Annotated in this window: 16 protein-coding genes; 8 read left to right on the plus strand and 8 right to left on the minus strand. The window is 68.6% G+C overall.

What is annotated here, in order from left to right; genetic code table 11:
* Window positions 1-223 precede the first annotated feature (223 nt).
* The 7 genes from IPV08_RS09610 to IPV08_RS09640 all read left to right on the plus strand — a co-directional run bounded on the left by IPV08_RS09610 (window position 224) and on the right by IPV08_RS09640 (window position 6,795).
* Window positions 224-1,075 carry a MoxR family ATPase gene (locus IPV08_RS09610; RefSeq protein ID WP_207411681.1) on the plus strand — a complete coding sequence of 284 codons (852 nt, stop codon included), beginning with the start codon at window positions 224-226 and terminating at the stop codon, window positions 1,073-1,075.
* Between the two features lie 232 nt (window positions 1,076-1,307).
* Complete coding sequence (locus IPV08_RS09615; protein WP_207411682.1) at window positions 1,308-2,288, plus strand: aldo/keto reductase; 981 nt, start codon at window positions 1,308-1,310, stop codon at window positions 2,286-2,288.
* A 12-nt stretch (window positions 2,289-2,300) separates the two neighbouring features.
* Complete coding sequence (locus IPV08_RS09620) at window positions 2,301-2,825, plus strand: histidine phosphatase family protein (protein WP_207411683.1); 525 nt, start codon at window positions 2,301-2,303, stop codon at window positions 2,823-2,825.
* Between the two features lie 73 nt (window positions 2,826-2,898).
* A complete protein-coding gene (locus IPV08_RS09625; RefSeq protein ID WP_207411684.1) occupies window positions 2,899-4,020 on the plus strand; it encodes a hypothetical protein in 1,122 nt (373 codons plus the stop codon).
* Between the two features lie 95 nt (window positions 4,021-4,115).
* Window positions 4,116-5,555, plus strand: a complete 1,440-nt coding sequence (locus IPV08_RS09630; protein WP_207411685.1) for a YcjX family protein — start codon at window positions 4,116-4,118, stop codon at window positions 5,553-5,555.
* Window positions 5,552-5,767 carry a hypothetical protein gene (locus IPV08_RS09635; RefSeq protein ID WP_207411686.1) on the plus strand — a complete coding sequence of 72 codons (216 nt, stop codon included), beginning with the start codon at window positions 5,552-5,554 and terminating at the stop codon, window positions 5,765-5,767. Before IPV08_RS09630 ends, IPV08_RS09635 begins: the two co-directional genes overlap by 4 nt.
* Window positions 5,764-6,795 (plus strand): TIGR01620 family protein, encoded by a 1,032-nt coding sequence (locus IPV08_RS09640; protein WP_207411687.1) that lies wholly within the window; start codon window positions 5,764-5,766, stop codon window positions 6,793-6,795. Before IPV08_RS09635 ends, IPV08_RS09640 begins: the two co-directional genes overlap by 4 nt.
* 1 nt (window position 6,796) lies before the next feature.
* On the opposite strand, the gene IPV08_RS09645 is transcribed toward IPV08_RS09640, so the two are convergent.
* Complete coding sequence (locus tag IPV08_RS09645; RefSeq protein WP_056426103.1) at window positions 6,797-7,348, minus strand: alpha/beta hydrolase; 552 nt, start codon at window positions 7,346-7,348, stop codon at window positions 6,797-6,799.
* Window positions 7,349-7,540: 192 nt separating this feature from the next.
* Between IPV08_RS09645 and IPV08_RS09650 the strand changes: the two genes are divergently transcribed.
* Window positions 7,541-7,768 carry a hypothetical protein gene (locus IPV08_RS09650; RefSeq protein WP_056426098.1) on the plus strand — a complete coding sequence of 76 codons (228 nt, stop codon included), beginning with the start codon at window positions 7,541-7,543 and terminating at the stop codon, window positions 7,766-7,768.
* Between the two features lie 73 nt (window positions 7,769-7,841).
* Here the strand turns inward: IPV08_RS09650 and IPV08_RS09655 are convergent, their stop codons facing one another.
* The 7 genes from IPV08_RS09655 to IPV08_RS09685 all read right to left on the minus strand — a co-directional run bounded on the left by IPV08_RS09655 (window position 7,842) and on the right by IPV08_RS09685 (window position 12,110).
* Complete coding sequence (locus IPV08_RS09655; RefSeq protein ID WP_207411688.1) at window positions 7,842-8,048, minus strand: hypothetical protein; 207 nt, start codon at window positions 8,046-8,048, stop codon at window positions 7,842-7,844.
* A 95-nt stretch (window positions 8,049-8,143) separates the two neighbouring features.
* Window positions 8,144-9,184 carry a biotin-dependent carboxyltransferase family protein gene (locus tag IPV08_RS09660; protein WP_207411689.1) on the minus strand — a complete coding sequence of 347 codons (1,041 nt, stop codon included), beginning with the start codon at window positions 9,182-9,184 and terminating at the stop codon, window positions 8,144-8,146.
* Window positions 9,166-9,894 (minus strand): 5-oxoprolinase subunit PxpB, encoded by a 729-nt coding sequence (pxpB, locus tag IPV08_RS09665; RefSeq protein WP_207411690.1) that lies wholly within the window; start codon window positions 9,892-9,894, stop codon window positions 9,166-9,168. The genes IPV08_RS09660 and pxpB overlap by 19 nt, the downstream gene beginning before the upstream one ends.
* A 146-nt stretch (window positions 9,895-10,040) precedes the next feature.
* A complete protein-coding gene (locus IPV08_RS09670; RefSeq protein ID WP_207411691.1) occupies window positions 10,041-10,730 on the minus strand; it encodes a hypothetical protein in 690 nt (229 codons plus the stop codon).
* Between the two features lie 79 nt (window positions 10,731-10,809).
* Entirely contained in the window at window positions 10,810-11,199 is a 390-nt protein-coding gene (locus IPV08_RS09675) for a DUF3618 domain-containing protein (RefSeq protein ID WP_207411692.1), read from the minus strand.
* On the minus strand, window positions 11,196-11,591 hold the full coding sequence (locus IPV08_RS09680; protein ID WP_056426085.1) for a phage holin family protein: 396 nt from the start codon (window positions 11,589-11,591) through the stop codon (window positions 11,196-11,198). The genes IPV08_RS09675 and IPV08_RS09680 overlap by 4 nt, the downstream gene beginning before the upstream one ends.
* 9 nt (window positions 11,592-11,600) lie before the next feature.
* Window positions 11,601-12,110: a hypothetical protein gene (locus IPV08_RS09685; RefSeq protein WP_156467727.1), complete on the minus strand. Its 510-nt coding sequence runs from the start codon at window positions 12,108-12,110 to the stop codon at window positions 11,601-11,603.
* Between the last annotated feature and the right edge of the window lie 59 nt (window positions 12,111-12,169).

Consider the following 12,169-nt stretch of genomic DNA (forward strand, 5'->3'; position numbering starts at 1 on the left):
AAACTCGAGTTCGAATCATGCCGGTCGTTCGACCTCCCTGGCCAAGGCCGCCGCCGCCCGGTCCAACGGCGCAAAGGGCGGCCGTCCACGAAAAACGGCCTGACAGGGTGGTGTCGGACCAAGCGATTCATCCGCGCCGCATCGGCCGATCCGACGACGATGTGTACCTTCGCTCTCGCCAGGCTTACCGGTCACAGAGCCTCTTCCAGAAAGCCGACGCCTCATGCGCTTTACCGGTACCGCCGATTACGTCGCCACCTCGGATCTCACCACCGCCGTCAACGCGGCCATCGTGCTGGAGCGGCCGCTTCTGGTGAAGGGCGAGCCCGGCACCGGCAAGACCGTGCTGGCGGAGGAGATCGCCAAGGGGCTCGGTGCGCCGCTCCTGACCTGGAACGTCAAATCCACCACCAAGGCGCAGCAGGGCCTCTACGAATACGACGCGGTCTCGCGCCTGCGCGACAGCCAGCTCGGCGATCCGCGCGTGTCGGAGATCGGCAACTACATCCGGCGCGGCAAGCTGTGGGAGGCGTTCACGCATCCCGAGCGTCCGGTGCTCCTCATCGACGAGATCGACAAGGCCGATATCGAGTTCCCCAACGACCTGCTGACCGAACTCGACCGGATGGAGTTCCACGTCTACGAGACTGGCGAGACGATCCGCGCCGAGCGCCGCCCCATCGTCATCATCACCTCGAACAACGAGAAGGAACTGCCGGACGCGTTTCTGCGGCGCTGCTTCTTCCACTACATCAAGTTCCCCGATGCCGAGACGCTGAAGGCCATCGTCGAGGTGCACTTCCCCGGCATCAAGCATCGCCTCGTGGAGGAGGCCCTGCGGGTCTTCCTCGAGACGCGGGAGGTGCCGGGCTTGAAGAAGAAGCCCTCCACCTCGGAATTGCTGGATTGGCTCAAGCTCCTCGTGTCGGAGGATGTCTCCCCCGAGACCCTGCGCGAGCGCGATGGCCGCAAGCTGATCCCGCCGCTGCATGGCGCGCTCCTGAAGAACGAGCAGGATGTCAGCCTGTTCGAGAAGCTGGCCTTCATGATGCGTCGCGAGGGAAGAGGGGGCTGAAGCGGGCGGGTATCGAGCCGCGCCGTCATCCCGGGGCGCCGGAGGCGAGCCCGGGATCCAGAGCCGTGACGATGCCAGGAATGGGCTGGACCTGCGTTTCTGGATCCTGGGCTCCGCTACGCGGCCCCAGGATGACGCGGGGACATGAACCAGGGCGTCGCCATCGAGGCCGGGCCTTGGGGTGAGCGAAGGCAGGCCCGGATAGGGCCGACATGTCATCGGAGGATTGTCCATGAAGATGAAGAAACTCGGCCGGACCGGCCTCGACGTGTCGCCGCTCTGCCTCGGCTGCATGACCTATGGCATTCCCGAGCGCGGCCCCCATCCCTGGACCATGCGGGAGGAGGAGAGCCGCCCGCTCATCCGGCAGGCGATCGAACTCGGCATCAACTTCTTCGACACGGCGAATTACTATTCCGACGGGACCAGCGAGGAGATCGTCGGGCGTGCCCTCAAGGACTTCGCCGACCGCGACAGCGTCGTGCTCGCGACGAAATGCTATTATCCGCTCAAGGACCAGCCCAATGCCGGCGGCCTTTCCCGCAAGGCGATCTTCGCCTCCATCGATGCCAGCCTGAAGCGGCTCGGCACCGACCATGTCGATCTCTTCCAGATCCACCGCTGGGATTACGGCACCCCCATCGAGGTGACGATGGAGGCCCTCCACGACGTGGTGAAGGCCGGCAAGGCCCGCTATATCGGCGCGTCCTCGATGTACGCCTGGCAATTCGCCAAGGCCCTGTTCACCGCCGATCTCCATGGCTGGACCCGGTTCTCGACGATGCAGGACCATTACAACCTCCTACACCGCGAGGAGGAGCGCGAGATGCTGCCGCTCTGCGCGGATCAGGGCATCGGTGTCCTGCCCTGGAGCCCGCTGGCGCGCGGGCGCCTGACCCGCGACTGGGACGAGCGCAGCGCGCGCCAGGATTCCGACGAGGTCGGCAAGCGGCTCTACGCCTCCGCCGAGGAGGCGGACCGGGCCATCGTCGGCAAGGTGGCGGAGATCGCGCAAGCGCGAGGCGTGTCGCGGGCGCAGGTGGCCCTGGCCTGGGTGATCCAGAAACCGATCGTCACCGCCCCGATCATCGGGGCGTCGAAACCCACCCACCTGACCGATGCCGTGGCGGCGCTCGACCTCGCGCTCGATGCCGACGAGATCTCCGCCCTCGAATCGCTCTACACGCCGCACCCCGTCGTCGGCTTCCAGTAAGGTCCATCCTCCATGCGCCGCCTGATGCTCCTGCGCCACGCCAAGTCCGACCGTTCGCCGGGCGTGCGCGATATCGACCGTCCGCTGAACCCACGCGGATTCAAGGCCGCGCCGCAGATGGGGGCCTATCTGGCGGCGCAGAATCTGATCCCCCAGAAGGTCGTCGTCTCTCCGTCCTTGCGGACGCGACAGACTTGGGAGGGCATGTTCGCCGCCCTCGGCAATCCCGAGGTCGAGATCGTCGACGCGATTTACGAAGCGCCGGAAAGCGCGCTGCTCAAGGTCATCCGGGCGACGCCGGCCGAAATCCGGACCCTGCTCATGATCGGGCACAATCCCGGGCTGCAGGATCTCTCCCTCGATCTCGTGGGCGACGGCCCCCGCGAGGCGAGGGCGCGGCTCTCGGTGGAATTCCCGACCGCGGCGCTCGCCATCATCGATATCGAGGGCGATGCCTGGACCGAGTTCCGCCCCGGCGCGGGCCGGCTCGAACGGTTCGTCACGCCCAAGGGTCTCGACCGCGACGACGCCGCCTGAGGCGATGGGGAGAGATTGAACGGATCACCGGCTGGGCCGTTGCTCAGTGCCATGGCCCGCCACCGCTGATCCCGTGTTCGTCACCACACTTCTCGTCCTGACATCCCTGATGCCGCGCATGGGTATCGGCCTCGACGCCATGAAGTCCGGCGTCGCTCGCGCGGAATCGGCCGTGGCGATGGTTGCTCCTCCCTCCGAGGCCCCGGGTTTTCTCGCCAGCGAGCGGGCGGTGTCGAATTGGCGGGCGGAAGCGGGGACGGCCCTGCGTCCCGCTTCGCTGGCCCTGGTCGCCCGCTACGCGCCAGTCCCGCCCGCTTTCGTGGCGCGCTGCGTCAAGCTCAACAATTACTGGTGCATCAAGAGCGCCCGCTGGCGGGGCGAGATCGGCAGCGATGCGGAGGGGCATACCGGGTTTGCCAAAGCCGGCGACGGCGCCGATGCGGCGGCCTCCCTGCTCCGGCGCTATTACCGCGAGTTCGGCCGCCGCAACGCCCTGTCCATCGTCCGTCGATGGGCGCCGGCGGAATGCGCTGTTTCGAGCGCCGGGGTTTCGGGCGGAAAGGTCTCCACTGGTCTCGCACCGCTCGGTCTCGGCAAGACCCTGCGCGCCCGCTACCTCGCCCGCCATGCACGGGGAGGAATGCGCAAGCCCCGCATGGTCGCGCGGGGCGGGCCGCTACGGGTTCAGCCCTGGTCGCCGCTGGCGAGGATGGCGGGCGCGCAAAAGCCGAGGCCCGTCCGTGTCGCGGGGGCCGCCGAGACGATCGGCCGTCCGGCGATCACCCCGATCATCGCGAGTCCGTCCGAAACCGGGGCGACATCGCCGTCCGCCCGGCTGGCGGACCGGTTCGCGGCGGAATCCGCGGCTTTGCCCGCCCTCGCCGCCGGACTGCCGGGTCTGCGGCTGCAGGATCTGGCGGCACCGGCACCGCTCTGCGGGAACGACGAGGTCCGCATCCGCAATTACGCCACCCGGATCGCCGCCAGCGTCGGCCTTAAGATCGAGGACGATCTGGCGTTGTTCGATGCGGATGGTCGGCCCTCGCCCCGTCTCGCCCCGGTGATGCTCGCCATGTCGGCGGTGGAACTCGGCGTGCTGCGGGCGGGGCCGGATCTGGTCGAGGCCGCAATCGAACGGCTCGCCGCCGCCCAGGTCGATCCTGGCCAAGTCGATCCCGGCGCGGTGGACCGATGACGCGTCCGGTTCTTGCGTTCGCTTGACGCGCGCGCCACCTCACCCCTGCATTCGCCACCCATCCTCCCCCTCCGGCCAAACGAGACCCTCGCTTCATGATCAGCTTCGCCTCGCGCGCGGGCTCCGCGATCCAGGCCTTCGCCGAGGCATCGAGCGATCTCCTGATCCAGCCGACCCTGAGGCTCGGCGTCACCGGTCTCGCGCGGTCGGGCAAGACGGTGTTCACCACCGCGTTGATCCATCATCTGGTGGAAACCCATGCCCTGCCGGCCTTCGCCCCGGCGCATGAGGGACGGCTGCGCCGGGCCCGCCTCGTGCCGCAACCCGACGACGACATTCCGCGCTTTCCCTACGAGGATCATTTCGCGGCCCTGACGGAGCAGCGCCTGTGGCCACGCTCCACCGACCGGATCAGCCAGTTCCGCCTCGCTATCGAATACGAGCGGAAGGGCGGCTGGCGCTCCGGGCCGGGCACGTTGATGCTCGACGTGGTGGATTATCCCGGCGAATGGCTCCTCGACCTCGCCCTGATCGACCAGAGCTACGCGGAATGGTCCGCCGCCACCATCGCGGGCACCCGCCGCACCGGGCGTGCCGCCATCGCGGCGCCCTGGCTGTCGGTGCTGAAGGATCTCGACCCGTCCGGCCCCCTCGACGAGGTCGTGGCCGAGCGGGCGAGCATCGCCTTCACCGCCTATCTCACCGCTTTGCGCGCCGGGCCGGAATCGGTGGCGACCACGCCGCCGGGCCGCTTCCTCATGCCCGGTGACTTGGCCGGATCGCCGGCTCTCACCTTCGCGCCCCTCGACGCGCTGCCGGAGACCATCGTCCCGAATAGCCTCGCGGGGCTCATGGAGCGGCGGTTCGAGGCCTACAAGGCCAAGGTCGTGGAGCCGTTCTTCCGTAACCACTTCCAGCGGGTGGACCGGCAAATCGTCCTCGTGGACGTGCTCGCCGCCGTCGATGCCGGGCCGGCCGCCCTCGCCGAATTGGAAGAGGCGCTCGACACCGTGCTCCTCAGCTTCCGGATCGGCCGCAACACCATCCTGTCGCGCCTGTTCGCGCCGAGGGCGGACCGCATCATGTTCGCGGCCACCAAAGCGGATCACCTGCACCAGACCAGCCACGACCGCCTGGAGGCTTTGCTGCGGCTCCTCGTCTCTCGCGCCATGCGCCGGACCGAGGCGGCCGGCGCTCGCGTCGGCACCGTCGCCCTCGCCTCCGTGCGGGCGACGCGGGAGACCACCGTCCACGATGACGGCATGACCCTGCGTGCGGTCTCGGGAACGCCCGAGGCGGGCGAGCATGTGGGCGACGAGATTTTCGACGGGCGGAGCGAGGCGGCGGTGTTCCCCGGTGAGTTGCCCTCGCGACCCGAATCCGTCCTCGACGGCGCGGTCCCGCCCGGATCGCTCCGCTTTCCCCGCTTCCGCCCCCCGCTGATCCGGCCCGACGCCCATGGCCGCCCCGGCCACCTGCCGCAGATCCGCCTCGACCGGGCGATGCAGTTCCTCATCGGCGACAAGCTGACGTGAGCGCCACCGCCCATCATCCCATCCCGCCCGCCGACCTCATCCTGAGGTGCCGCGCCAGCGGCCTCGAAGGAGGGTTCCAGGCTCCCCTGCGCGAACTGGAGGGCTCCTTCGAGGCCTTCGCTTCGCTTCGGCACCTCAGGATGAGGTGGGTGGATGGGGGAAGGCTGGTCTCGCGGTTTGCCTATTACGCCTCAGACAAAGTCCGCCCATGACCTCTCCGAACCGTCCCCGCGCCTTCCGCATCCCCGCCGCCGAGCCGGCCGAGGGCCTGGAGGGCATCGTTCCGCCGCCGGTGCCGCCGAACGCGGTCCGGATCGTCGAAGAGCCGTTCGAGATCGTCGAGGCGGCGGACGGCACCGCCGTGCCGGTGGCTCCGAAATCCCGGGCGCCCTGGTTGTCGGTGCTGATGCTGGCTTTGGGCGGCCTCGTCTCCCTCGCGGTCGGCCTGTCGCTGGAGCGGATGATCGCGGACCTGTTCTCCGCCGCGCCCTGGCTCGGCGGCGTCGCCCTGGCCCTGCTCGTCCTCGCGGCCATCGCCTTCCTCGCCCTGGTGATGCGCGAGCTCGCGGGCATCTGGCGCGAGCGCCGGATCGAGAAGCTGCGGGCGAAGGCCATCGAGGCTATCGCCACGCGGGATCACACCGGCGCGCAGGCGGTGGTCGCCGAGCTTTGCGACCTCTACGCCACGAGGACCGGACTCGCGGCCGGCCGCCAGCGCCTGAAAGCGCTGGGCGATACGATTCTCGACGTGGACGACCGCATCGGGCTCGCCGAGCACGAACTGCTCGAACCCCTCGACCGGCAGGCCCGCAACGCCATCGCCTCGGCCGCCAAGCAGGTCTCGGCGGTGACGGCGCTCAGCCCGCGCGCCATCGTCGACGTGGCCTTCGTGGTCTTTGCCGCGGTGCGCCTCCTGCGTCAGATCGCGACGATCTATGGCGGGCGTCCGGGCTTTCTCGGATTCCTGCGTCTTGCCCGCGCCGCCTTCGCGCATCTCACCGTCACGGGCGGGATGGCGGTGGGCGAGAGCATGATCCAGCAGGTCCTTGGCCTCGGCATCGCCGCGCGGGTCTCGGCGAAGCTCGGCGAGGGCGTGCTCAACGGCCTGATGACCGCCCGGTTCGGCCTCGCCGCCCTGGCCGTCTGCCGCCCGCTCCCCTTCGTTAGGGAAGAGCCGCCGCGCCTGTCGGACGTGGCCGGCGAGCTGCTGAAGCCGATGGGTGGGGCCGAGAAGGCGTAAATCAGAGTCCCTTGAGGAATCCCGCCAGGCGCATCAGCCCTTCGGGCCAGGGACCATGCCCGCTCGCCACGTTGATGTGGCCGGATTCGCCCGCATCCACCAGGGCGGAACCCCAGGAATAGGCGAAGTCCTCGGCCCGGTCATAGGCGCAATAGGGGTCGTTGCGGCTCGCCACCAGCAAGGACGGGAAGGGCAGGGGATCGCGCGGCACCGGCGCGAAATCCGTGACGCTGGATGGCAGGTTCGGCGTCTGCTCCACATCCGGGAACGCCACCAACAGGGCACCCCGCACCTTGCCCTCGGGGAAGGCGGGCGCGGCCTGCACGGAGGCGACCACGCCGAGGCTGTGGGCGATGAGGATCACCGGACGCGTCGCCGCCTCCACCGCCTCGACGATACGCGCGCGCCAGGAGCCGGCTTCGGGATGGTGCCAGTCCTCCTGCTCGACGATGCGGGCATTGGCCATGCGAGCGGCCCAGCCGGCCTGCCAATGGCCGTCTTCCGAGCCTGCGTAGCCGGGGAGGATGAGGATGTCGCAATCGGCGAGCTTCATCCTGCCCCGATAGCGGCTCGCTCGCGCGGCGTCGAGACGGATGAGGGGAATTGGGCAGGCATCGCAGCTTGGGTGAAGTGCCTCCGGGCTGCGACAAGCGACGGCCTATCATTTTCATCGAAGGCCCGCCCGGATCGAGGTTTCCCGCGTTAGCCGAGTGTCGCGCTCGTCAGCGTGGCCGGGAGAATGCACATGACGAAGCTCTTCATCGCCAATATCCGCGCAGCCAAGGGTTTTCGCCCTCTGGTCACGGTCCGGGCTGCCGCCGAGGGCGAGGCCAAGGTCTTTCTCGCCGCGGCCTATCCAGACGACGAGATCGTCGATGTGGTCGAGCCGAGCGACTGGGTCAGCGATGCCGATACCGGGTCCGCGCCCGGCGATATCCGCGAGCATGCCGGTGTCGAATGGCAGGCCCCATAAAGCCTCAACGAGACGAGGGGGCGACGGCTTCCCCTCGCTGCCGACGCGGCTTTCGTCGGCCAGGCACATAAGATCACGGCCGTCCCAGACCATAGGCCATCGCCGAGATGGCGATGAGGAAGGGCGTCCAGAAATGGACCAGGCCCAGGCCGCTCCACACCGTGAACCGCTCGTTGCAGCCGGTGGTGTTCATCGCGCATCCCAGGGGGACGAGGTAGAAGAACCAGAAGGCCGTCGCCACGAGCAGGACAAGGCCGAAGATCAACGCGGCGATTCGCATCCTGGCCCTCCTCCCGCACACAGACGCCCTTCGGTATCGGGGTGTCGCGCACTGCCGAACGACTCGATCTCGGTAAGATCGGATGCCGTCACGTCTTATGGGCCTTCCCGCAGGGCATCGACGGCGTGACCGGCGAGGTTAGCCCCCAGGAGCCGCTCGGCGTCGAAGCCCCCAAGCGGACGAAGGCGGCCGGGCAGGTCGGCGATGTCGCGCTGCCGCCTGAGCGCGGCCTCCCGTGCCGTTGCCAGTGTGACGGCCTCGAACTGGACCGGATCGCACGGCCGGCTTTGGGCGAGGCGGCGCAGATCGGCCGAGATCACAGTGGCGATCTTCGGGTAGCCGCCGGTGGTCTGCCGATCCGCCATCAGCACGATGGGCAGGCCGTTGCCCGGCACCTGAATCGAGCCCATGACGGTGGCGTCGGAGACGATGTTGTAGCCGCCCGCGCCATGGGCGATGGCCGGGCCGTCGAGCTGGTATCCCATCCGGTCGGCGCGATGCGACACGGTGAAGGTCGAGCCCAGCAGCGTGTCGATCCCGACTTGGGTGAAGCGTTCGGCCTGAGGGCCGAGGATGACGCGGATCGGCGCGTCCCGGTCGAGGGGAACGGCATCAATGGTCCGGTCACCCAGTGCGGTGCTCTCCATCGCGGCGAAGGTCAGATGGTCGCCGGATTGGAAGAGCCGGCCCTCGACGCCCCCGATGCCCGCGCGGAGATGGAGTGAGACGCTGCCGAGCACGGCACCCGCTTCGAACCCGCCGGCCACGGCCAGGTAGACGAACGCTCCCTCACGCGGCGGGTCCACGATGAGTTCGGCGCCTCGCGCCAGGGTCGCGGTGCGGTGACCGGCAAGGGGGGCGCCGTCGATACGGAGCGTGCAGGGCGCGCCAGCGCAGGCGAACCATCCCTGTTCCGCCTCCATGACGAAGCGGCCGCCGCCGAGCCCGAATTCGAGGACCGGTGCGTCAGGGGCATTGCCCACCAGCGCGTTGGCGGTCGCCATGGCGAGGCGGTCCATCGCACCGGAGCCGGAAAGGCCGTAGCGCTGGTAGCCCTGTCGTCCGCCATCCTGGAGGCTGAGCGAGCCATGGCATCTGCGGATGACGAGACGCCCGGTCACGGCGTTGTCTCGCATTCGACGATGCACTCACCGGCCCCCGCTGCCCGGTCGAGTTCGTCCCATCTTTCCGGCTCGATGGGCAGGAAGCGGATGGCGTCGCCGGGCTCGAACAGGAAGACCGGGTCGCGGCCCGGCAGGAAGGCGCGCACGGGGGTCCGCCCGAGGAGATGCCATCCGCTCGGGGCGGCGATGCTCGCCACCAGAGCCTGCACGCCGCCGATGGAGATGGTGCCGGCCGGCGTCACCGGCCTCGGGCTCTCCCGGCGTGAAAGAGCGAGGCTCGGGTCGAGACCGGAGAGATAGGCGAAGCCCGGCAGGAAACCGTTCATGGCCACCCGGTAATCGGCTGCGGCATGCCGGGACACGACCTCGTCGGCGCTCAACCCGTGATGGGCGGCGACGTCGGCGAGATCGATGCCGAAGGACCCGCCATACACTACCGGGATGCGCCATAACCGGCGTGGCGTCGTCTCGGTCGAGACCGCGCCGATCAAGGCGAGGAGCGAGGCTTCGATCCGGTTCGGCTCGGCCGCGCAGGGATCGAGATGGACCGTCAGCGAGCGGTAGGTGGGGACGGTCTCGACGAGCCCCGGAATGCCGGCATCCCGCACGGCGCGGTCGAAGGCCAGGACCATCGCATTGGCTTCGGGGTCGATCGTCTCACCGAACTCCACGGTGATTGCAGTGTCGCCGCACCAAAGCAGGCGGGGCTGAGGGGCTGACACGGGTCGCGGGGCCTCGCTCGACGCAATCTCCGTCGGCCCCGGGGGCAACCCCGATTCCGACACTCGCTCCAGTCCGAACACAAAAGGGGCGGCGCTGTCGAGCGCCGCCCCTCTTCCGTCGCGAAATTTGGCTCGGAAACCTGCCCTCAGTGCTGGCGCACCGGCGGCACATCCGGCTTGCGGAACGGCTCGGAACCGCCCTGGGTCGTGGTGTTGAGATTCTCTGGGTCGAGCGCGCTCTCCACGAACTCGCGGCCACGGTCGGCGAAGTCGCGGGCGTAGCGGATGCCCTGGTCCTTCACCTCGTCGGACCAATGTCCCACCGTCTCGTCCTCACGGCGCGTCCTGGGAAGCAGGGCACCGAGGAGCATTCCCGCCGCGAGGCCGACGACGCCGACGAGAAGCGGGTTCTCGGTGACGAACTGCTCGACATTGGTCTTCCCGCGGTCGAGGCGCTGGCTTCCACGCTCGGCGAACTCGCCGATGCTGCGACGGCCGGAGCGGTGGGCGTCCGACGCCCATTCACGGGCGTCGTCGTAGGTCCCTGACGCGCGGTCGAGCAACGATTCCGCCTTGTCCTTGACGGTGTCGCGGGCGTCGAGGGCCGCGGCCTTGGCGCGGTCGGCATAGCCCTCGGCCTTCGATTGGGTATCGTCGGCGAGGTGGCCGGCCTGGTGGCGAAGGTCGCCGGCCGTGGTCCGTGTTTCGCTGCGCGCGCGGTCGGAGATGTCGTGGAGCGAACGGGCGGTCTCGTCGCCGTGGGGGAGGCCGGCGGAGACGGCGATATCCTCGGGGAGGGAGCTCTTCGGCCCGCCCGGAATGCTGCTGGAACTCATGGATGCGACTCCTGTCGAATGGGGATGGGGCGGCGATGCCGCTGCCGGATCAGTCGGGTGTCGATCGGCCCGTGATGGCTCAGATCTGGTTTGCTTCGGCCAGGTCCTTCACGGGCTGGCGGGTCGGCTGGTCGGGGTCGTAGGCCTTCGCGGCCACGCCCGGCGTCACCGGCAGCGCACCGTTGGGATCGATGACCGGACGCTTCGTCAGCGTCTGCCGATCCTTGCCGGTGCGATGCAGAAGCCAGCCGATGCCGGCCGCGATGAGCAGGACGGGGACCGGGTTGCGCCGTATCGCATCGAGAGCGCCGTCATAGGCACCGCTCAGCGGGGTCCGGCGGACATTGCCCAGCATGTCATCGACGATGCTCGGGACAGAGAGCCTGTCCTGAATGCGATCGATGGTCTGATCGAGGCGGGCACGGCTCGCCTCGATGTCCTTCTCGAGATCGTTCAACGATTCACTCATCCCGAAACCCTTTCCGACAACGCACGCGCGTCCTGGCGCATCTGCCGTGTCGTGCGGGTCGGCGCCAGGGTGGAGAGTGACATGGTGCTCCGCCCGATCAGGGCGAAGACGATGGCGATGACCAGAAGCACGCCTCCGACGATGAGAGCGGACAAGGCTTCCGAATGCACCACCGTCGCGAGCCATTTCACCAGGGCGTCCACGAGGACGAACAGGGCGACGACCCCGAAGACGCCGGCACCGACCATCAGCGCGAGGCCGATGAACAGCGTGCGGACGTTGCTCGTCATCTCGTTGCGAAAGAGCGCCATCTCCTTGCGCGCGAGTTCGCTGGTCTCGCGCAGGGCATCGCCGACGAGGCTTTGAATGCTGGATTGAGGGGCGTTCGACATGGCGCCCGCCTAGCTTCGGAAGGAATCGCGGGCATCGCGGTCATGCGCGATGCTCGACGACTTGATGAAGCGCGAGACGACGAAGCCGGTCACGAAGGTGGCGACGGCGACGGCCACCGGCGCACGGCGGGCGAAGGCTTCCGCCTCGTCGTAGAACTCGGCGAAACTGCGGTTCTCGATGGAGGAACCGAGCTGTTCGAGTCCCTCGGCGGCGCTGTCAAAGAACGCCTTGATGTTGGGCTGCTCCTCGAAGGACTTGCTCGAATCCCGCAGGCCCTGCGCCAGGTCGTTGACGGACTGGGCCGCGTCGCCTTTGCGACGATCGGCATAGTCGGTGGCATGGGCGCGTGCGGCGGCGACGAATCCCCGTCCACGCTCGACGGCCACGTCGGCGATGCCCTCGACATCGCCCTTCAGCGTCCGCCAATCGCCGGTCGGAGTAGCAGCCTCGCCGGAGCCGATCCCGGGGGCGTTCGCCGCGGATGCCGGGCCAGTGGGTTGATTTGCGTTCACGCGCATACTCCTCGATCACTTGTGGTCTGTGTCACCTGTGGCTCTTCAACATCACGGAAACAGAC

Origin of the sequence: Methylobacterium sp. SD274, from assembly GCF_017355285.1 — a bacterium.
In the GTDB taxonomy this organism is placed as follows: domain Bacteria; phylum Pseudomonadota; class Alphaproteobacteria; order Rhizobiales; family Beijerinckiaceae; genus Methylobacterium.